Source organism: Clostridium chromiireducens (assembly GCF_003575225.1).
GTDB lineage: Bacteria > Bacillota > Clostridia > Clostridiales > Clostridiaceae > Clostridium > Clostridium chromiireducens.
Genome location: NZ_QXDJ01000003.1, coordinates 530,064 through 550,961 on the forward strand (window position 1 = coordinate 530,064; position 20,898 = coordinate 550,961).

The following is a 20,898-nucleotide window of genomic DNA, read 5'->3' on the forward strand; positions in this document are numbered from 1 at the left end:
TTTACGTTTATTAAAGTATACAAAATTATTTATAAACGTTTAATAAATAATATATACTTTTTAAAATAACTTTGTATAATAATCTTAAAAATACTTTGGAGGAAAAAGCACAAATGAGAATTTATGGATATTGTAGAGTTAGCACTAAAGAACAAAATTTAGATAGACAATTAATAGAACTTGAAAAGTATGTTGATAATAGATTTATTTTTACAGAAAAACAAAGTGGTAAAGATTTTGATAAACCGCAATACTAACTACTTAGAAAAGTTGCACAAGTCGGATATATTATATATATTAAATCATTAGATCGTTTAGGAAGGAATAAGCAGCAAATTAAGCAAGAGCTCGAATACTTTAAAAATGAAGGGGTTAGACTTAAAATATTAGACATTCCAACAACTATGATGGATATACAGCAAGGTCAAGAGTGGCTATTGGATATGATTAATAATTTATTAATTGAAGTTTTAGCTACAATGGCAGAACAGGAAAGGTTAAAAATAAAATTACGACAAGCTGAAGGTATTGTAGCCGCAAAAGAAAAAGGAAAACATTTAGGAAAACCAAATATTAATTTTCCTCCAAACTGGCTAGAAATATATACAATAACTGCAGTAAAAGCCATGGAAGAGTTAAACTTAAAGAAAAATACTTTCTATAAATTAGTCAAGCAGCATGAGGGGTTTAGATGATTATAATTGAAATTGTAAAATATATACATCAAGTTACCTCTTTTTACATGTATCTCGGCGTGTACCCTTTGTCTGTCGGTGGCTGCGCTGCAAATACTTGCAATGAAAAATAAAGAAAATATAAAAGTAAACATAACACTATTTAAATATTAAAAAATATAAAGTTGGAACACAAATCTCAAGAAATATTGATAAATCTGTTATTGTTACAAATACTTCAGTTAAATTTTTTTGTTTTCGAAAGATATGTTGAAGTAATGCCAATAGATAATATAATCCTCCAATCATTATAGCTGCAATTCTAAATTTTTCATTAAAAAGTGATACTATTCCACAGAGCCCTATGCAAATATTAGCAAAGCCTAATTCTCTAACAATTGGATATGTTTTTTCATCATATGAGCCAAATATATCATTTGCAGTAAACCTAGGTTGAAGAGCTTGTTTTAAACCACATGTGAATAATCTTAATCCAATTCCCCAAAAAACAACCCATTTTACAATAGTTTCAACTATTAACTTATCCCCTCTAATCATCAAATTTATCATTATGCTAATTGCAGGTAAAATATAAAAAAATAAAATAACAGATACTTCAAACATTCCTATTTTTCTTTTCATATTCTTATCCTTTCTTATGCTTTAGCAATATACAATATTGTACGATTACTCGTTTTTTTCACTTCATCAATTATAAACCCATTATCTTCTAACATTCTAATAAATTCATGTTTACCATAGCTTTTAAAATCACCGCTATCCGAAAAATGAAATGATAAATTAAGAATCGCTCTAAAAGGTTGTATTGCATAGCCTTCTCCAATCAATAACCTTCCTCCACTTTTAAGAACTCGTTTCATTTCCTTTAATACTTCTTCTGGATGTGGGTAATGGTGAAAGGATGCATTACAAATTAATACATCAAAGAAATTATCTTTATATGGCATATGTTCTGCATCTGCAACTTTTATTTCTGCACTATCTTCCATCCTTTTACTACATTCTCTTACCATGTTTTCGGACAAATCAATTCCAAATAGCTCCCTTTTTCCATTTACTAATTTACAAAGAATATTTCCTGTGCCACAACCAACATCAAGTAATTTACCTTCTACATTTTTATCTAACTCATCTAATAAAGGCTCATACATTACCTTTACAAATCTGCCGTCAAACGAACTGTCATACTCTCCTGCAGTACTGTTAAAATGTTTAATTGATTTTTCTTTTTCTTCTTTCATGATTTATTCCTCCTTTTAATTCCTATATTGAATGAATTTCATTCATTTTATTTGCAATATTTAGTCCCCATATGGGGACTTTTATGTAATTACTAATATTTATTACTTTTTACGTTTTATATCTTCCTATTAAATCTAATAGAAATTCGCTAATTCTTTTAGTTCTTATCTTATCATTTATACTTGTATCAAGTAATATTCCTAACTGTCCATATACACAAAAAGAGGCTAACATTGCTGAATCAGGAACTTTTAATTTTCCATTAAAAATTTCCTTTTCTATTTCTTCCTGAATATATGGAGTAACTTTTCTGCAAATATTTATAGACATACGATCATGTAAAGGTCTAGCATTTTCTCTATGAAAAACCTTATAGTATGAATCCTCTCTTTTCTCCAAATCATAAAAATTCCACTTACTTGAAATTTTATCTTCGATAGACATATGTGGAGATTTTATAACCTTTATTATTTCATCAGCTATATTACTCGCATATTCATCAATTGCACTTTCAAATATTTCTTCCTTTGATTTAAAGTATCTATAACACAAGCCTTGGGATATTCCTAAAAACTTAGAAATATCTGAAATAGATGTTCTATCATACCCTTTTTCACTAAAAAGCTTCATAGCGCCATCTAATATTTCCTGTCGTCTTTCATCAATTGGTTTAATTGTTCTCAAGCAAATCACCTTCCATATTTAGGATTATAAATGAATATTATTCATTTGTCAATGAACGATATTCATTTATATATTTTCCCAAAATATTACGGATTTCTGCAATGGATTTATTTCTGCCATCGCCTTATGTATTGTGAAAAATCTCTATTAAAATCTTTCTATGAACGATAATTTATGTAGTTTTCTAAAAGGTTATTAATTATAGTTGTTAATTGGAATATTAGCAACTAGCACTGGTGATTTGCCTTCTTCTATATCATTGGTAATTAATTTAACTTCTACTTGTGAATTATTTATCCGAACATACTTAGCAATAATATTCATTATTTCACTTTTTATTGTTTCTAAAAAATTATCATCTAAGCAAGCTCTATCATGAATTAATATAACTTTTAGTCTCTTATTTGCTAAATCTTTTGAAGATACTTTATCATAAATATTTTTCATCGAATATACCTCCTACCTATAAGCAAACAATTTCTTAATTACATCAGTAAATCCACTATCATTTTCCTTATAAAATTCAAAAGAAACTTCTTTTCCTGTTATTCTTATAGCTATTTCTTTAAAAGCTCTTCCCACCTTAGAATCTTCATTTAATGTGATGGGTTTTCCTCTATTTGTAGATATCGTTATTGCTTTATCACTTGGAACTATACCTATAAGCTCTATTTCTAAGCTATCAACTATATCTTCTACATCTAGCATATCTCCATTTTTAACCATTTCATAATCAATCCTATTAACTATAAGATGACTCTTAATTCCTTTATTTTTAAGCATCCCAAGAACTCTATCAGCATCTCTTATTGAAGTAACTTCTGGATTTACTACAACTATTGCTCTATCTGCTGCGATTGCAGCATTTTCAAAACCTTGTTCAATTCCAGCGGGACTATCTATTAATATATAATCAAAATCGCACCTAAGTTCATTAATTAATTTAAACATTTGCTCAGGTTTTATATCATTTTTATTTTTTGTTTGTGCTGTTGAAAGCAAATATAGGTTTTCATATTTTTTATCTTTTATTAATGCTTGTTTTAAACTACACTTCTTTTCTATTACATCAAAAAGATTATAAACAATTCGATTTTCAAGCCCAATAAGTATATCTAAATTTCTAAGTCCAGTGTCACCATCAACTAATGCAACTTTTTTGCCAATTTCCGCAAGTGCGGTACCAATATTAGCTGTATTAGTAGTTTTTCCGACTCCTCCTTTACCTGATGTTATTACAATAACCTCACCCATAATATTTAACCTCCTAAAAGAATCAACCTCTCAAAAGAATTCTTAATACCTTAAGATATTTTTAAAATTAGTCTTCTATAAATGGAGCGCCTTGTCCATTATGAAATATAAAACCAACTTTGAAAAATTTGTAAATTACATTAGCTTGACGAATTGATAATCTGCTAACAATTTTATTAACCATAAAAATACATCTCCTTATATAAAATTTAAATAAATATCTCCTTTTTTCTTTCTATAATTAATTCTTTTATTAACTTAATAATTATTAAATCTTTTTTTCAAATTCTATAGTTAAATTCAATCTGTTTGACAAATAAATCTCCCCCTTGTTTATTTATGATAGATCATTACTAAAAATATATCATAAATAAGCGTATATACACTATCGATGTAAAAACTATGACTTAAAATGTAAAAACTTAAAAAAACATAAGGATGTCGCACTAAATAATTAGTTCACAACTCATTTTTATGCAAAAAAAAGGCATACATGATGTATATTACTCATATATGCCTATCTTTTTATACTTCTTTTAGTAAATAATTAAAATACTTTTCCTTTATTACTGCCATATTAGAACTGGTTATAGGTATAATTACGTTATTGCACATAAAAGCAGAATTACTTTCTATCTTTAAAATATAATCCATATTTACAAAAAAACTCTTATGACATCTAAGAAATCTTTCATCCTTAAGGCTTTGAAAAAAATCTTCAAGCTTTGAATAAAAACTAATGACCTCACTTGATTTCAAATATATATTCACGATTCTTGCTTTACTTTCTGCATATAAAATATCTTTATATGAAATTCTATAGTTTCCTTTTTTATTCATAATAACAAAGTGTTTATTTTCTTTAGTTAAACTTTCTATAGCTATTTTAATAGCATTAGTAAGTTTTTCTTCATTTATTGGCTTTAAAATATAATGAAGAGCGCTTACATCATAACTATCTACAGCATGCTCTTTTGAAGAAGTTATAAATATAATCTTACATTCTTTATCAAAGTCCCTTATTCTCCTTGCAATATCAATCCCATTAGAAAATTTCATATAAACATCTAAAAATATTATGTCAAAGTTCTGTTTAGATGAATTTATATGTTCAAGAAGATCTTGTCCTTCACTAAAGGAGCTTATTTTAAAAGGTATATCTAATTCTTTAATATTTTTTGATACACAAGAAGAGATTGTCTCAAGTTCTTCTATAATATCATCACAAATTGCTATATTTATCATGTCTATCCTCACCTTATTTGCCTTAGTTATAATTCATAATAATATCTACTTCAAATTCCTTATCATCATGCTTAATATTTAAATAACCATTATATTTTTCAGTTACATTTCTAATATTGGATAAACCAATGCCATGTCCTTCTCCATTTTTACTTGTTTTTATAACCTTGCCGTCTTTTATAACTTGTCCATTAAAGCTATTTTTAATCTTAACTATTAATTGAAATCCCTTAATTTCAGCATTTATATTAATGTACTTTTTGCTTTTATCCTTAATATTGTTACATGCTTCAATAGCATTTTCAATACAATTGCCCATAACAATAGATAAGTCAATATTATCTATATTAATATTTTCTGGTATATTTAGATTAACCTTAAACTCAATATTGTTCTTCATTGCAATACTAATATAATGTTTTAAAATCGAATCTACAGTAAAATTATTACATAATTTCCCAACATTTTCGAATATTTCATTCTCAGTAAATTTCTCCATGTATTCTGCGGCTTCTATATAGTTTTTCGTATCCATCATTGATTTCATTACTAAAGCATGATGCCTTATATCATGTTTAAATGCATAATAATTTTCAATAGATTTATGTAGATTTTTGTAATTTTGTTTTTGTAATTCTACTTGAGTATCTATAATTTTAACTTTATATTCTAGTTCCATATTTTTGTTTATAGACCAAATAGCAATGAAAACTACTATATATGATACTATAATGATAATTACATTTAATATACTATTAAAACCCGAATATAACTCCACACGATCATTATAAAAGTCATAATAATTACTTAAAAACAAAAAGATTGCAATAGTGTAAAAAGATATTATACCTATTAGGTTATTAGATATTGATTTTAACATTTTTTTATATGGATTTCGGAAATACAAATATATTATAGGAAGTAACGCTGATTGAATAAAAATTCTTAATAATATTAGGTACAATGAATAGATATTATAATCCTCAATATAATTTATACTTATTATATAAGATGATATTATTAATATAATATGTGAAAATACCCATACAGTAAACATAGTAAATATTTTTTTAAAAATAGATTCTTCAAAAATCAAATAAATAGATATAATCATAGTGCATCCCAAAAACGTCGAACTATATCTATAAAAAATACTATCCTCAAAAAATGTAGGTAAAATATAACATCCTGATATTATTATTAAATAATTAATCATGAATATGAATGTAGAATATCCAATGCTTCTTTTTCTAGTAAGTAATAAATGGATATATGCAAAATCTATAAATAATATAAAACTAGTAACTATTCCAATATACATTTTTTCACTCCTATTATTTTTATTAAGGCATATTCAAAAAATAACTAATCAGTAACTAGTCTATTTTATGTCCTATTCCTAATGCATACATCTTATGCTTTTGTCCAATAAAGGCAATGTCCTACACATAGTGTAATAAAAATATATTTTACCATTATCTTAATAAAATCATATATAACTTTTTATTAAAAATCAATACTCAACGCCTAATTACAAATTGCCTTGAGTAATCTTAACCAAATTCAAAAAATTGAAAATGAAATAATAAACGACTTATTCCCAATAAATACTACACTTGAAAAAATCAATGTTGAATTAGTTAATGATGAAATTCCCAATATTGAAATCATAAATAAATATTTTGATTCACAAATTGAACTTGTTAAATCTGGAAATATCGAAACTGCACGTGATAGGCTTAGTGCTGGTAAAGGTAATATGGATGCATTAAAACATATTCAAGATAAATCAAATAATGAAATAGATGAAATGCTTGCAGATTCATTTACAAGTAGTGAAAAAGCAACCTCTCAAGCAAAATTATTAATGGGAATAATTTTTATAATTAGTTTTTTAATTAGTTTAATTATTGCTATACTTTTATCAGGCATGATTGCTAATGCATTAAAAAGGTGTGTTCTTTCATTACAAGAAATTGCTCAAGGTAACTTATTAATTGAACCTATAAAAGTTGATTCAACTGATGAATTTGGACAGTTAGGTAATGCTATTAATTTTATGCAAATATCCATAAAACAAATAATTAATTCAATAATTACTGAAACTGAAAATGTAAATAAATCATTAATTATTTCAAATGAAAATGTACATAGTCTTACATCTAAATTAGAAGATATATCTGCTACAGTGGAACAATTGTCTGCTGGGATGCAGGAAACAGCTGCTTCAACAGAGGAAATAAGTGCTACTTCACTTGAATTAGGAAATACAGTTCAATCTATCGCAGATAAAGCAAAAGATGGGTCAATATCTGCTAATGAAATTAGTAAAAGAGCTATGACCTTAAAGAATAATTCCTTAATACTTGAGGTAGACGCTAATAACACACGTGAACAGATTAAAAAAATGATGGACTTAGCTTTAAATAAGATAAAAGAAATTGACAAAATCAAAACTTTAGCCGATGGTATTTTAGACATATCTTCTAACACAAATCTTTTAGCATTAAATGCATCAATTGAATCAGCAAGAGCAGGTGAAGCAGGTAAAGGATTTGCAGTAGTTGCAGAAGAAATTAGAAAGCTTGCAGAAGTTTCAAGTAAAACTGTTAATGAGATACAAAATACAATTAATGAGGTATTTATAGCAGTTGAAAGCCTTTCAGACGCCTCAAAAACCACCTTAGATTATATTGAAACAAAGGTGGTTAAAAGCTATGAGGAGTCAGTTTTAGTTGGCGAAAATTATGATAAAGATGCTATATTTGTTAATGATTTAGTTGTAGGTTTAAGTGCCACATCTGAAGACCTGCTAACTTCTATAAAAACCGTAAATGATGCAATGACTGGAATTTCTGACGCTAATACTGAAGGTGTAAATGGTATTAATGATATTGTGGATAGAGTTTCAGAAATAATGGACAGAGCAAATGAAGTACAAGCAGAAACAACTCACGTAAGTCAAAGCGCAGAAAATCTTAAAAACATAGTTTCGCAATTTAAAATATAGATATATGACTTGGATACAAGATTGAAGGTCTATATAAATCTAAATAAAATACATTTTTCTGAAAATGGCTAATCTATAAGCTGGTTTTTGTATTGTACAAGAAAAAAGAGGAATCACATTATAATTGTGATTCCTCTTTTTTATCGACTATCGAACAGAAACTCCCAGTCTCTGTAATAATTCGTCAAGTAGACTAGTTAATCACTTCCCTATCCCCTCTGAGAACCGTACGTGCGGATTTCCCGCATACGGCTCCTCATATTATTATTCACAGAATTTTAATTCAAATATATTAACATATACCTTAGCTTTAGGTATATGGAAGTATTTGAACATTACATCAAAGTTAGTCCAATTATAACTTCTTCTCCGACTTCTAATCTCTCAATATCATCGCTCTTTCCACGTTCTAGCATTTCGTGGCTACTAGTTTCAGCATTCGCTTGCGGCCTGGTACCTTATTTGTCAACACTTAACTTATTACCCAAGACTAACTAATGACTGGTTACTAACCTTTATCATACAGGGGTCCCACCTGCTATATAGTAATGATGAAAGCTTTGCTTTCATCATCTTTTACGCCCTTGCTTGGCGTACCAAGAAGTCCTAATTTAAAATAAAGTGCTCAAATCTCATTGCCTCACAAAATAAAAGGCGCCGATAATTATTAGAGCCTTTTATAGCAGCAAATTTTTTAAATTCTGTGTTAACAGCATCTGCAGTTATTATCTGCAGCTATTGCAGAAAGTCTTGCGTTGGTAATAGTAACAAAAGCATCAGATGTAGCTGTAGTTGCTACTAATGAATAGGTGCAGCATTCATGGTGGCAAGTGTCACAATCACAAACAAAGAAAGAAAATGTTGAATTGCCAGAAAATCCAGGGCTTATAGGTGGATCTATTAGCGTTGTAAACGGAACCGAAAAAACCAACTGTGGCCCAACTGGTATCGGGTTACGCTGATTGTCGCAAAGTTTAAATAGCTGGAAGTTTACAACTGTGCTCTCAATAGTACTAAGGCTTGAATAAGCTAAATTACTTGCAAATTCAAGCTTTACACATGGATCACATAAGCAGGAAGTATTTAAAGTAAGAGTACTAACGTTAAAAGTAGTGCCTGCTAAAGTATCTGGAGTTATTGATATTGCACTGCCTGGTGTTCCGCATTTTAAGATAGTCCTGTTTTCTTTATGGCAAAGTTTATTACATGGGTAACAGTCATCATCATGATCCGGATTATCTGCAATAATTGTGGCTAGCCTTGCTGCGAAAATGCCAACATTACCAATAACAGTAGTAGGTCCACCAGGTGAAACAACAATACTATAGGTGCAACATTCATTTGAACATGGATCACAATCACATACAAGAAATGTGAACATATTGGCAAAAAGAGCTGCTATCGGTTGTGTAAAAGAAAATCGTGGACCAATAGCAATTGGTAGTTGATTATTACAGGATCTATATAATTGAAAGTTTAAAGTTCCTTGAAAAAGTGTTCCAATTATATTAGATGTAAATTCAAACATTATACACGAATTACAAAATTTAGAAGTATCTAGAGTGATAGTAGCAGCAGGTACAGAAGTTTCTATACTCGCACCATTAAATAATAATGCTTGACCGACCTCTCCGCATTTTAGTATTTGTCTGCATGAGTCACTGCTTTTATTACTATTTTCATAATCATTCTTAAAATTAGCTTTTGATGCTAAATTCATATTATTCACCCCTCCACATTGAGAATTTTAAAAATTCAACTTAACAGTACTACATACTTATAAAGAATAGGTTAATGAAGTAAGTTATTTATTCGTTTACCTAACATATAATATGAGATAAATGAATAAAAGTGATTATTTCTTATAGACATTTACTTGGCAAATACCGGCTTCTGATGCTCACAAATCAAAAATATTAAAACTGACCATTACCCACTTTAGTAGACACGATAAATAGAAAGATTCCCTCAAACAAACCAGCCTGAGAAAATCATTACTGTCTCCAATTAATTTCTATAACAAAGTCTATTTCTGCCAAAAAGTGCACACCCCAACAAAAAAAGAATCAGGGGTGTGCATATCCAACATAAAAATATATAAATTTACTCTCTAAAAATTAAATTTTCTACTAATGTTTGTCCTAAAAAACACTAAAAACCACTGAAATCAGCGGCTTTGCATTGTTTTAAAATTCCACTTCCTATCTGGCGAAGGCCAAGCCTGACCTTTAAAATCCACTATAAGTTAACATCTATTAACATTTACCACTACCATCAATAGAGCAACTATTTACAGCTTTCTTAGGCTTTTCTATATCTAAATAATCAAAAATGTCTAATGTTTTTGTTCCATCTTCTAAAACAAAAAATGGGATACCTATTTTTCCCTCTTTAACAACATTAGTAAACATTTCATCATTATCACGATAAGATAAAAATTCCTTTAACAATTTAGTACTCTCGGTAATATTTTTATAGTCTAATTCTATATCCTTATGTTTTTCTAAAATAACTTTTACTTCAACACAATCTGGACAAATTGCTGTCCCATACATTGTTATTTTCATGTTATTTTCCTCCCTTTTTTAAGTATTTAATATACTTAATAATTATACTTTTTGTATTAATCTAACGAACAAGTATCAAACCTATGTTAAGTTATAGTAACACATTTCTGTTAGTTTCTTTTTTATGAATGTTCATATTTCATGAACTCTTGAAACTTTATAAGAATTGATATTATGGAACATTATAATTAAATTTCCTCTCCAAAATCTCTCACTATCCTATGGCAATATTTTATCATATATTATATATTCTTCAATAAAAGAATAAAGAGATTTATCTATATATTATTTATATTAAATATTATGGTAACATCAATAATCACTTCACCATATAATGAGGTATCAATGCGAAAATATTTATTTCTTAGGATAAAACATTATTATGGAGGAGTACAAATGAATGCCTTTAATAAAAAAGAAACTGATACAGTAAATGAAGCTACTAAACCAACTGATTTAATGATAGAATCATCAAAGCTTTTATTTAGAGTTCCCGTATTTTTAAGCCATCCAAGCAGACTTAATTCTACTCAGCAACAATTTGTTGATGCAATAATTAAACAAATAAAATCTGCTCTATTATTTCCCCGCACCTTACCTATTACTGAACAATATCCCGAAACTCCACTGACAAATATAAGAAGAATGATGTTATCTAGTTATGGATTAGTGGCACTTAATCTTAAACAAAGACAAGTAAGTGTAATTCAAAATAATCTTGGCCAGCCTCAAGATTTAGTAGTTTGGGAAGGTAGTCCTTTTGCTCAAATAGAGCCCGCTATGGCTTATCAATATGGGCTTCCTATTTTGCTAATAAGGGAAATAGACGTAGAGCAAATTGGAATTTGGTCTTTTGGAATTGGACCATTTCTAATTTTAGAATGGAATTCTAATGCACCCCTTGGAGATTTCTTTACAAGTAATGCCTGGTTAGAAATTTTTCAAAATTGGATATCTCAAGTACGAAATGGATTCTACATTCAAACTCAGCCTCCATTTCAATATACTTGTAACAATGATAATGCTAAATAAATTCAATATTTTGGGGATTTACTACAAAAGAGTAAATCCTTATTTACTTATCAATATTTGTTTTTTATTTATTCAACAACCAATATATTTATAATAAATTTCAAGTTGATACCTAAGCACTATCAATAAAATAACAAGTCCATTTGCCAGCTTTGGACTTGTTATTTTATTTAATCACCTTATTTTTGAGAATTATTTTTGTCCTTTGATTCTTTTCTTATCTTCTTTAAGGCCTTTTTAGAACCTCTTTCAATATCTCTTTCAAGCTTTCGTTCTTTATAGCTTACAAATAACTGATTTAAATCGTAACCCTCTGGATATAGCTGACTTGCCTTTATATCTAGTTTTATTCTCTTATAATTTACTTCAATCAATTCATTATTATATAGTAAAGTAACATTGTTTAATTTATCTATCTCTTTATACACAATAGCTGATTCATTATTATCTAAAAGAATGACTCTGTCACCTACTGAGTATTTATAAAAATCTTCCTTAATTTGTGGTTCTTTATTCTTCATGACTTTACTTTCCTCAATTAGAGAAAAATTATAATTTTTATTATCAAAATATTGTCTTGCCCTATTAATAATAGAATCATCTAATCCCATCTTTTTAGAAATATATAAGGCATTGCTGCTGCCTACTTTTCCTATCCTAAGTTTATATAAAGGCTGCAAAGTTTCTTTTTCAAATTCCATAGCTGCATTTTCAAAATCAGGGTGCATCTTTGAAAAATTCTTAATTTCTCCATAGTGCGTAGTTGCTATAGTTATACACCCCTTATGATATAATTCTTCAAGTATTGCAATAGCTAAAGCTGAGCCTTCATTAGGTTCTGTTCCGCTTCCAATCTCATCAAACAAAAGTAACGTTGATTTTGAACTTTTCTTAATAATTTCAGCTAAGTTTTTTACATGGGATGAAAATGTGCTTAAAGCATTTTCAATACTTTGGTTATCCCCTATATCCACGAATATATTTTTAAATACCGAAAGTTCTGTCCCTTCTTCAGCTCCTATATGAAATCCAGATTGCACCGCCAATGTTAATAGTCCAATTGTTTTTAACACTACAGTTTTTCCACCTGCATTAGGTCCTGTTATTATTAAGCTCCTATAATTTTTTCCAATCTCAAAATCTAAAGGAATGTTATTTTTAATGAAAGGATAGGTACCCTTAATTATTTTTATATATCCGTATTCATTTAATTTAGGTTTACTTCCATTTATGGCTTTACTGCATTTAGCTTTAGCCCATATCATATCGTATTCTGATATTACCTCCACGTTCAATTTTAAATCTTTTATTCTTTCAAAAAGCATTTCTGTTAATGCAGCTAATATCCTGTATTCTTCCACACTTTCTTCTGCCTGCAGAATACTTAACTCACTTGTATATCTTGAGATAACATCTGGTTCCATAAAAACAGTAGTTCCTTTAGAAGAAGTTTCAATAATAGTTCCTTGAACAAAATTTTTATAGGATGCCTTGATTGGAATAGTATATCTGCCATTTCGCTGACTTATAAAAAATTCTTGAATATACTCTTTATTTTGAGCGTTTTTAAGAAATTTATCTAATTTTTCTTTTATTTTACCTTCGCACATATCAATATGTCGCCTTATTTTCTTAAGCTCCTTGCTGGCATTAGAATCTACCCTGCTTCCCCTGATTGATCTATTTATTTCATCTTCAATATATTCTAAATCAAAAATATTTTCTCCATAAGCACTTAAAGTCGGAGCATAACCTTCTTTATCCTTCATAAAAGTTTTAACTTTTCTACAACCTCTTAGAAAATTAGATATTATGGTTAAATCTTCTGCTTCCAAAGATGCACCTTTTTCAATTTTCTCAATAAATGGGAGAATATTAAAAATTCCTTCTAATGGAATAGTATAAGAAGCATCTAATAATCTTCTTCCCTCTGTAGTCTCATCTAACATTTGATTTACAATTTTTATATTACTGCTAGGTTCTAATTTATCAATTAATCTTTTTCCTAATCCGCTTACACAATATTCTTTTACTATTTCTTTAAGCTCATAGTAATGTAATTTCTCAAAAGTTTCTTTATTCATAATAATAATCCTCTCCTAAAACTTTATTAACATTACAAGCCTACGAATTATCGATAGATCTCCAAATTTTACTTTTAAATAATAAAAAGCCATGGATACTTCCACAGCTTAAAATTCAACAATTAATAAAGGTAATTATATTACCTCTGTATAAAGTAAATTCGTGGACTTGTATCTTCAATAGTACAAATTAATTCCATAGCAAATAAAAGGTATAAAACCTCCCATTTTTTGAATTAATATTAACTTAACTATTTAGATACTAAACACTCACAAAAATACCTCTCTTTTCTGAAATCTATTAAATATAATATACATCAAATTTATTTTATTTGTCAATCCATTTAATGTGTTGTTTATGAATTATAAATATAGATTTGGAACTTACTTAATTTTAGAATGTTTCATTAAGTCTTCAAGGTGCTGAATTTCAAAATTAGCGACTCCAATGACTTTGATTTTTCCTTCTATTTAATGAATAACATGATATTGCTGGTATTGTGCATTAATATATGTATATTAATCAATAATAACGGTCATAATAGAAGTATAAATAATAAATTAAAGGAGATGTTTTATACATGCTCAGCTATAAACATAATGAATACGAATACATATATGATGAAAATAATGAGGACAATCTAATAGAAATCAGAAAAGATGATGTAATTGTTAATAATGTACAATCACCAATATCCAATTTAGAGGATGCAAAAGCTCTTCAAAATACTGTACTGATGTTAGGAATTGAACAATAAAGTATATATCTTTTTATTAGAATTGCGCTGAACATTAACTTTATAGAATTCCAAAAGTTTTCTGTTCTAACACTTTCATATCCCCCAATATCATTGACTTAAATTATAGTTTCTAATTCATAAGAGTATATATTTTTTTCACTTCCACATAATAAAATAGGCTTATTTAATTGGCTCAATTTTATTATCCTGAAAGGCGTGTAAGATTATGAAAAGATTAATTAAAATATTCTCTATTATTTTACTCCTATCGTTTAGCATTAATACTACTATAACTACCGCTCAAGTAACTAGTCCTAAATCATTAGGTCAAGGTATTTATAGTGTAAGGGATGCGAACTTACTAGTAGGTACTCCAATTAATGTGCATATTACACCCGCTAATGCTAAAGCTATTATTCTAGTAATTGATTCTGATCATACTATAGAGGCACTAGTGAGATTAAATAGTAAAATTACCGAACAAACTTTACCTCCTCTTAACTATGATTCCTCACTTATTATTTTTTCTAATGGGAGTGTAGTACTTTCATAATAGACACTTTTAAATTGTCTATTTTTATTTATTTTGCTACTTAATTTCTACAACTTGTTATTTGGGTATTGCGTATTTAGTTAAACTAATATTTTGAATATCAATTCTCGACTTTCGCATAATAAAATTTGAACTATTTAATATTGAAAGGCGGTTAATATATGAAAAAACTTATAATGCTTATTTCTATTTTTTTATTGCTATCATTTAATATAAGTACAACGACTGCTTTTGCTGAACCAAAAGAATTTTCACAAGGTTTTTATACTATGAAAGATTTAAACTTATATGAAAATAATAATTATTTTGTTGAAAACAAATCATTGCATACTACTGGCATGTTAATTATCATTGATAATAACTCAGTAATGCAGCAAGTCATACGGTTAGGCCCTCAGTCTCCCAAGTATCCTTTAGTATCTCTTTTGAGCAACTATAAATTTATAATATATGGTGAAAATATCAAGTTAGTTTTATCTTAAAAGACACTTTTATAGTGTCTTTTTTTCTTCATGTTACTGCACGCTTTCTACATGTTGTCAAGTAAAAAAATCGCCAATTCACTTCTTGAATAATGCGATTTTACAATTTCGTATGTATTTTTACTGATTAATAATTAAGTTAAATATATAAATATCAAATATAGTATTATTATTCTTTATTTTTTAAGTACAAGTTTAGCAAATTCTTCATAAGAAGCTTCTTCAACATTCCTAACATCCCTCAACTCTTCTGAAACATCTCTGAAAAAGCATGATGGAAGTTCACTTTTTTTCATTATAAAGTTAGTTAATAATTGTCCTTTTCTTTCAACTTCTTGTTGTTTTACTGTAAAATAGCCACGTTTTTCAAAAAAAGGCTTTGCAGTTATTTATGCTTCCTCTGTTATAATTCTAATATCATTTTCTTTATAATCTTATATTCATATTACAAAATTTCTCCTTTTTATTAAATAAAGTTTATATTATCTTTTACTTATTGTATTATATTCAAACTACCTCACTATGCAATTTTCAAGGAAGACTATTTTTATTAAATATTACTCACATTTTAAACACTACTTTTGACCAATAAATGTAATAAAGATCCTATATCATTTTTCAAAATAAAAATCTCCTGCATTATAAAATACAAGAGAATTTTTTATGCAGCTTTACACTCACGCTTAAACAGTCAGTATATATTAATTAGCATCCTTTTTGTTTGGTTCATATTTTAATATGTCTGTAAGATCACATTCTAATACTTTATATATTTTAGTAATATGAAACAAATTACTGCATTCAAGTGAATAATACGTTACTTAAAATCTGCTATTTATTTTTTTATTGTAGTTCAAATTCTGCTGCTACATGTGAATAACCTTCTGAGTTTCCAACTTCTGCTACCATCCTACATTTTCCTGCTGCTAGCTTATTAAAATCTTTTAGTATACTTAATCTACAAATATCCATACTTGTTCCTTTTGCTGGCAAAAGTGCTGCCATATCAGTAAAAGTTGCATGTTCCGCAAAATCTAAATTATGCCACTCATTATTTTCAAACTTATCTATTTGATAATATATTCCACCATATTCACATTCTAAATTCGTATTATTTGTTATATCAACTCTAATCTTATCTGTACCGATAGGATATACACTTTCTTCAGTCTTCATAGTAATATCTTGTAATTGTGATTTACCTTTAGTTGTATCTAAAGCTCCATCTACCCCCAAATAATAACCATCAACAATTTCATCCTTTGCTAGAGCCCCTTCAAAGCTAAAGTAATAATACTTTCCATTAACTAATTTCCAACCTTTAGATACACTATTTTCCTTATACAATGTATCTCTCACTTCTACAGGATAGCCACCTGTTTTCAACGTATTTTTAAATTCATTAATATCAAAATTTTTATACTCATTAGTTGTAACGTTTTTTGAATTTGATAAATTATTTGATGCAGCTTGAATCCATGCACCATCAGAACCCAATTCGTATCCATCTATTGCTGTATCGTGTGCCATATATCCATCTTGTCTAAAATAATACCATTTTCGATCAATCTCCTTCCACCCTACTGACCATGAACTTCCTTCTGTATTCCACCAACCGTTTGAATCCTGTTTCCATTCTGCATTTGCTCTTACAGGATATGCTGTCAACATTGAAGCTACTGCTAATAAACTAGCTATTACTTTTATTATTTTAATTTTTTTCATTTTCAACCCTCTACTTCCATTTAATCCTTATATCTCTATAATATACAACTGTTTCATATTCTTTCGGTACCGTACTATTCAACTTTCAAAGAACACTGTTTTTATAGATTAATACATATTGGGTAACATTTTAGAATTGCGTAGTATTTTAATCAAAAAAATATCGCAAACCATTTGATATGCGATATTACAACTTAATTATTTATGTTTTAGATCAATATTTCTTATTATTAATGTTATGGAGAATAGCACTAACAATATAATCCCTATAAGCGATAATATATTACTCAAAACAATTATCAAGCGACCCACTAAAGTACCTGCATCAAACAATCCAAATTTAGCACCATTAAAAATCGAATTATTTAGTAAAGCAAGTACAATGCTTCCTAAAATACAATAGAGTAACTTAATGTTTTTGTCCATTTCAATCCCCCCACTCCATAATTTCCATATATTACAGGTTAATTATAACATAAATTGTAAACATCACACTATTCAGTTTTCAAAGAACATTTTTATAATTTGCTACGTCATATTTACAGTTGATGTAGCTTCATCCGTTGTTAGAATTACGCATTAAAAAAATCGTAAATTCAATCTCTTGAATAATACGATTTTACAATTTGCTATTTATTTTTAGTGATTCATAATTATTGAAAATTCTGACCAACTAATATGTTTATAATTAAATGTTATTTTTTGTACACTTCAATCCACTTGCCATACTTTAAAATAAGTCTACCGATAAGATGAACAGTCCAAATGAGTAATAAAAAGATAAAGAGTGAAATAAAAAATGTACTTCCAAGAAATTTTATGTGAATGGATGTCGATACTCCAAAAGCCAGTATAAAACCAATAATATCTACACACCAATAAACAATTCGCCAAAGCAGGCTTAATCTTATACTGCAACCACAGTTATCACAAGGTAGGCTACGAAAAAACGGTTGAGGGAATCTGAATGAGTAACCTACGATGTACTTATGTTTGCATTGTTTCTTTTCATTACTGTCCATAATACTCTCCTTAATTCTTATAATGTAACTAGTTATAATTTCGTATTTGCATACTATTCAGTATTCATTATAACATATTTTGTAAAACCTACATTATTCAATTTTCAAAGAACATTTGTATAATTTACTACGTCAAATCTACATGTTATGCACATTATTACACTAATTAGAATCATCACAACATGTCCAATTATATGAATAATTGGAATTTATACAAAGTCGTATGAAACCTCTTGTACACCATTGTCTAGTACATTCATATTTAGGTCATTTACTTCTTTTGTAGTTTCTTTATACTGTTAACTTCTATTTCTGCAATATTCTCCTTTGATTCCAATTTTTCACATTTAATTCCTCCTCAAAATATAAAAAGGAATACTCAAAGTTTTGCTTGCTTTAAGTATTCCTTTTGATCATATCAGTATAATATATATTTATTTTTATTCTTGTTTCTCTAATTTAAATATTCAGAAACCATATTTATTTATAATTATCTAGTATTTATATTTTTTGTCTTTATCTTTTAACTAAAGGAAATGCAATAACATCCTTTATTGTATTTGATTCAGTTAGAAACATTATCATTCTATCAATCCCAATGCCCAAACCTCCAGTTGGCGGCATTGCTGTATCAATAGCTATAGCAAATTCTTCGTCCATTGGACTTGCTGTTTCAAGTCCTCCTCTTAATTTTTCAGCTTGTTCATGTAATAATATACGCTGTCTTAATGGATCATTTAATTCTGAATAAGCATTTCCAAGCTCTACTCCATAAGCATATGGTTCAAATCTTTCAATTAAATCTGGATTTTCCCTATGAACTTTACAAAGTGGTGATGATTCTTTAGGAAAGTCTATAACAAAAGTAGGTTGTATTAATTTCTTCTCGCTATATGCTTCAAAAAGATTTACTATTAATTCTCCTTTATAAGCTTCATTTATATTTAAGCCTTCATTTTGTTCTTCAATCAAAAGAGAATTCTCTTTAATTTTACTTATAATTTCTTCTTTAGTTAAATTCTCTACATCGATACCTGTATCTTGTTTTACAAGATTGCACATAGTTTCTCTTTTCCATGGAGCTTTAAAATCAATTTCTTCTTCACCATACTTTATTTTAGTAGAGCCATTAACATACATAAACACATATTCATATATTCCTTCCATAATTCTCATCATATCTTCATAATCCGCATAAGACATATAACATTCCATTAGAGTAAATTCTGGATAATGAGTTCTATCAATTCCTTCATTTCTAAAAGATCTTGCAAATGTATAAACCCTTTCTATTCCTCCAACAATAAGCCTTTTTAAATATAATTCTGGAGAAACATTCATATATACTTCACAATCTAAATCATTAACAAAAGTTTTAAATGGTTTTGCTTCTCCTCCACCATATTTAGTGTCAAGTACAGGAGTATCACATTCAATAAAACTCATATTATTTAAAAATTCTCTAATTGCAGTAATTGCTTTAGAACGTTTAATAAATCTTTCTTTAACTTCTGAATTCATTATCATATCTAAAGATCTATGTCTTTGCCTTAAATCTGAATCCTGAATTCCATGATATTTTTCAGGAAGGGTTCTTATTGATTTAGATAACAATTCAAATTTGTTTGCTCTAATAGTTATTTCTCCTGTCTGAGTCTTAAATACAGTTCCCTCTACTCCAATAATATCTGAAACATCGATTAATTTTAAAACATTGTAATTTTCATTTCCGATTAACTTTTTACTAAAAAATAGTTGTATATTTCCTCTTTCATCTACTATATTAGCAAAAGTTGCATTTCCCATTCTCCTAAGAAACATTATTCTTCCTGCTAAAGAAAATACTTTACTCTCATCAATAGTATCAAAATTATCACATATCTCTTTTGTATAAGTTTTTTTGTTAAAATCGTAATTATATGGATATGGATTTATTCCAAGTTCATTTAGTTTATTTAACTTTTTTATTCTTTCTGTTATAAATTCATTAGCATTTGTCATTATATTTTCTAATTCATCTAACTTTTCATATTGCTCATACATTTTTGTTACCACCTTTACTTATTTATTGATTAATTTAGGCACATGAAATAAAATAACATGCTAGACCTACTATCGGATTGACTTGTTATTTTTTTGACATTACCTTAATACAAATAAAAAAACCTTCACCTCCAAGATTTCTAATCTTGAGGACGAAAGCTATAAATTCGTGGTACCACCTCAGTTTATGTATGCGTTGCCGTATACACCTCTTCAAGTACATCAAAAAATGAGATACTCTATACCTATAACGGGGTATACCGTCACATCCTACCTCTGCAAAACAGACTCAGTGTGCAGCTCCAAGATCTTCTTCAATAAAAATCCATTGCTCCATTCCACCATCTAGAGCTCTCTGAAAATGAACTATTTTATCTACTCTTCTTTTCATTGCTTTTTATATAGTTTACAATATAAATCCGTTTTTGTAAATATAATACACAAAAAAACTCTCCTCTTTATCTAGATATCTATTTACCTATAAATAAAGTTAAGTAGTTATCTAGATTCATTTTTATCT

Annotated in this window: 19 protein-coding genes, 1 pseudogene and 1 other annotated feature; of the genes and pseudogenes, 6 read left to right on the plus strand and 14 right to left on the minus strand. The window is 28.1% G+C overall.

Features of this window, described 5'->3' with window-relative positions:
- Nucleotides 1-113 precede the first annotated feature (113 nt).
- Nucleotides 114-695, plus strand: a pseudogene (locus D2A34_RS13885) (recombinase family protein).
- A gap of 138 nt (nucleotides 696-833) precedes the next feature.
- Here D2A34_RS13885 and D2A34_RS13890 read toward each other — a convergent pair.
- The 7 genes from D2A34_RS13890 to D2A34_RS26765 all read right to left on the minus strand — a co-directional run bounded on the left by D2A34_RS13890 (nucleotide 834) and on the right by D2A34_RS26765 (nucleotide 5,937).
- Nucleotides 834-1,316, minus strand: coding sequence for a DUF6790 family protein (locus D2A34_RS13890; protein WP_119367021.1), 483 nt, complete (start codon nucleotides 1,314-1,316; stop codon nucleotides 834-836).
- 14 nt (nucleotides 1,317-1,330) lie between these two features.
- Nucleotides 1,331-1,936, minus strand: a complete 606-nt coding sequence (locus D2A34_RS13895; RefSeq protein ID WP_119367022.1) for a class I SAM-dependent methyltransferase — start codon at nucleotides 1,934-1,936, stop codon at nucleotides 1,331-1,333.
- Nucleotides 1,937-2,045: 109 nt separating this feature from the next.
- Nucleotides 2,046-2,621, minus strand: a complete 576-nt coding sequence (locus D2A34_RS13900) for a TetR/AcrR family transcriptional regulator (protein ID WP_079440862.1) — start codon at nucleotides 2,619-2,621, stop codon at nucleotides 2,046-2,048.
- Nucleotides 2,622-2,816: 195 nt separating this feature from the next.
- A complete protein-coding gene (minE, locus tag D2A34_RS13905; RefSeq protein ID WP_119367023.1) occupies nucleotides 2,817-3,068 on the minus strand; it encodes a cell division topological specificity factor MinE in 252 nt (83 codons plus the stop codon).
- 12 nt (nucleotides 3,069-3,080) lie between these two features.
- Nucleotides 3,081-3,875 carry a septum site-determining protein MinD gene (gene minD, locus D2A34_RS13910; RefSeq protein ID WP_119367024.1) on the minus strand — a complete coding sequence of 265 codons (795 nt, stop codon included), beginning with the start codon at nucleotides 3,873-3,875 and terminating at the stop codon, nucleotides 3,081-3,083.
- Between the two features lie 525 nt (nucleotides 3,876-4,400).
- Nucleotides 4,401-5,120, minus strand: coding sequence for a LytR/AlgR family response regulator transcription factor (locus tag D2A34_RS13915; RefSeq protein WP_119367025.1), 720 nt, complete (start codon nucleotides 5,118-5,120; stop codon nucleotides 4,401-4,403).
- Between the two features lie 22 nt (nucleotides 5,121-5,142).
- On the minus strand, nucleotides 5,143-5,937 hold the full coding sequence (locus tag D2A34_RS26765) for a sensor histidine kinase (protein ID WP_182629382.1): 795 nt from the start codon (nucleotides 5,935-5,937) through the stop codon (nucleotides 5,143-5,145).
- 726 nt (nucleotides 5,938-6,663) lie between these two features.
- Between D2A34_RS26765 and D2A34_RS13925 the strand changes: the two genes are divergently transcribed.
- The gene (locus D2A34_RS13925; protein WP_119367027.1) at nucleotides 6,664-8,130 is read left to right on the plus strand and encodes a methyl-accepting chemotaxis protein; all 1,467 of its coding nucleotides are present in this window, start codon (nucleotides 6,664-6,666) and stop codon (nucleotides 8,128-8,130) included.
- 706 nt (nucleotides 8,131-8,836) lie between these two features.
- Here the strand turns inward: D2A34_RS13925 and D2A34_RS13930 are convergent.
- Together D2A34_RS13930 and D2A34_RS13935 are read right to left on the minus strand one after the other, a co-directional pair.
- Nucleotides 8,837-9,850, minus strand: a complete 1,014-nt coding sequence (locus D2A34_RS13930) for a DUF4489 domain-containing protein (RefSeq protein WP_119367028.1) — start codon at nucleotides 9,848-9,850, stop codon at nucleotides 8,837-8,839.
- Nucleotides 9,851-10,385: 535 nt separating this feature from the next.
- Nucleotides 10,386-10,697, minus strand: coding sequence for a glutaredoxin (locus D2A34_RS13935; protein ID WP_119367029.1), 312 nt, complete (start codon nucleotides 10,695-10,697; stop codon nucleotides 10,386-10,388).
- 396 nt (nucleotides 10,698-11,093) lie between these two features.
- Here D2A34_RS13935 and D2A34_RS13940 point away from each other — a divergent pair, with 396 nt between their 5' ends.
- Nucleotides 11,094-11,729 carry a hypothetical protein gene (locus tag D2A34_RS13940; RefSeq protein ID WP_119367030.1) on the plus strand — a complete coding sequence of 212 codons (636 nt, stop codon included), beginning with the start codon at nucleotides 11,094-11,096 and terminating at the stop codon, nucleotides 11,727-11,729.
- 179 nt (nucleotides 11,730-11,908) lie between these two features.
- Here the strand turns inward: D2A34_RS13940 and D2A34_RS13945 are convergent, their stop codons facing one another.
- Nucleotides 11,909-13,813, minus strand: coding sequence for an endonuclease MutS2 (locus D2A34_RS13945; RefSeq protein ID WP_119367031.1), 1,905 nt, complete (start codon nucleotides 13,811-13,813; stop codon nucleotides 11,909-11,911).
- A gap of 581 nt (nucleotides 13,814-14,394) precedes the next feature.
- Between D2A34_RS13945 and D2A34_RS26770 the strand changes: the two genes are divergently transcribed.
- From D2A34_RS26770 to D2A34_RS13960, 3 genes are all read left to right on the plus strand, one after another.
- Entirely contained in the window at nucleotides 14,395-14,571 is a 177-nt protein-coding gene (locus D2A34_RS26770; protein WP_169896834.1) for a hypothetical protein, read from the plus strand.
- 208 nt (nucleotides 14,572-14,779) lie between these two features.
- Complete coding sequence (locus D2A34_RS13955) at nucleotides 14,780-15,106, plus strand: hypothetical protein (RefSeq protein ID WP_079440991.1); 327 nt, start codon at nucleotides 14,780-14,782, stop codon at nucleotides 15,104-15,106.
- Nucleotides 15,107-15,267: 161 nt separating this feature from the next.
- Nucleotides 15,268-15,588: a hypothetical protein gene (locus tag D2A34_RS13960; protein ID WP_079440990.1), complete on the plus strand. Its 321-nt coding sequence runs from the start codon at nucleotides 15,268-15,270 to the stop codon at nucleotides 15,586-15,588.
- A 176-nt stretch (nucleotides 15,589-15,764) separates the two neighbouring features.
- On the opposite strand, the gene D2A34_RS27575 is transcribed toward D2A34_RS13960, so the two are convergent.
- From D2A34_RS27575 to lysS, 4 genes are all read right to left on the minus strand, one after another.
- Nucleotides 15,765-15,884: a DUF6485 family protein gene (locus D2A34_RS27575; RefSeq protein WP_242966138.1), complete on the minus strand. Its 120-nt coding sequence runs from the start codon at nucleotides 15,882-15,884 to the stop codon at nucleotides 15,765-15,767.
- A gap of 547 nt (nucleotides 15,885-16,431) precedes the next feature.
- Nucleotides 16,432-17,313 carry an immunoglobulin-like domain-containing protein gene (locus D2A34_RS13975; protein WP_119367032.1) on the minus strand — a complete coding sequence of 294 codons (882 nt, stop codon included), beginning with the start codon at nucleotides 17,311-17,313 and terminating at the stop codon, nucleotides 16,432-16,434.
- Nucleotides 17,314-17,511: 198 nt separating this feature from the next.
- A complete protein-coding gene (locus D2A34_RS13980) occupies nucleotides 17,512-17,739 on the minus strand; it encodes a hypothetical protein (protein ID WP_119367033.1) in 228 nt (75 codons plus the stop codon).
- 1,112 nt (nucleotides 17,740-18,851) lie between these two features.
- On the minus strand, nucleotides 18,852-20,378 hold the full coding sequence (gene lysS, locus D2A34_RS13990; RefSeq protein WP_119367034.1) for a lysine--tRNA ligase: 1,527 nt from the start codon (nucleotides 20,376-20,378) through the stop codon (nucleotides 18,852-18,854).
- Nucleotides 20,379-20,523: 145 nt separating this feature from the next.
- Nucleotides 20,524-20,778: a binding site (T-box leader), on the minus strand.
- Between the last annotated feature and the right edge of the window lie 120 nt (nucleotides 20,779-20,898).

Excerpts from the sequence above, each read along its gene's own strand:
- D2A34_RS13890 (WP_119367021.1), bottom strand. The coding sequence starts at position 1,316 with ATGAAAAGAAAAATAGGAATGTTTGAAGTATCTGTTATTTTATTTTTT.
- D2A34_RS13895 (WP_119367022.1), bottom strand. The coding sequence starts at position 1,936 with ATGAAAGAAGAAAAAGAAAAATCAATTAAACATTTTAACAGTACTGCA.
- minE (WP_119367023.1), bottom strand. The coding sequence starts at position 3,068 with ATGAAAAATATTTATGATAAAGTATCTTCAAAAGATTTAGCAAATAAG.
- minD (WP_119367024.1), bottom strand. The coding sequence starts at position 3,875 with ATGGGTGAGGTTATTGTAATAACATCAGGTAAAGGAGGAGTCGGAAAA.
- D2A34_RS13915 (WP_119367025.1), bottom strand. The coding sequence starts at position 5,120 with ATGATAAATATAGCAATTTGTGATGATATTATAGAAGAACTTGAGACA.
- D2A34_RS13930 (WP_119367028.1), bottom strand. The coding sequence starts at position 9,850 with ATGAATTTAGCATCAAAAGCTAATTTTAAGAATGATTATGAAAATAGT.
- D2A34_RS13935 (WP_119367029.1), bottom strand. The coding sequence starts at position 10,697 with ATGAAAATAACAATGTATGGGACAGCAATTTGTCCAGATTGTGTTGAA.
- D2A34_RS13940 (WP_119367030.1), top strand. The coding sequence starts at position 11,094 with ATGAATGCCTTTAATAAAAAAGAAACTGATACAGTAAATGAAGCTACT.
- D2A34_RS13945 (WP_119367031.1), bottom strand. The coding sequence starts at position 13,813 with ATGAATAAAGAAACTTTTGAGAAATTACATTACTATGAGCTTAAAGAA.
- D2A34_RS26770 (WP_169896834.1), top strand. The coding sequence starts at position 14,395 with ATGCTCAGCTATAAACATAATGAATACGAATACATATATGATGAAAAT.
- D2A34_RS13955 (WP_079440991.1), top strand. The coding sequence starts at position 14,780 with ATGAAAAGATTAATTAAAATATTCTCTATTATTTTACTCCTATCGTTT.
- D2A34_RS13960 (WP_079440990.1), top strand. The coding sequence starts at position 15,268 with ATGAAAAAACTTATAATGCTTATTTCTATTTTTTTATTGCTATCATTT.
- D2A34_RS27575 (WP_242966138.1), bottom strand. The coding sequence starts at position 15,884 with ATGAAAAAAAGTGAACTTCCATCATGCTTTTTCAGAGATGTTTCAGAA.
- D2A34_RS13975 (WP_119367032.1), bottom strand. The coding sequence starts at position 17,313 with ATGAAAAAAATTAAAATAATAAAAGTAATAGCTAGTTTATTAGCAGTA.
- D2A34_RS13980 (WP_119367033.1), bottom strand. The coding sequence starts at position 17,739 with ATGGACAAAAACATTAAGTTACTCTATTGTATTTTAGGAAGCATTGTA.
- lysS (WP_119367034.1), bottom strand. The coding sequence starts at position 20,378 with ATGTATGAGCAATATGAAAAGTTAGATGAATTAGAAAATATAATGACA.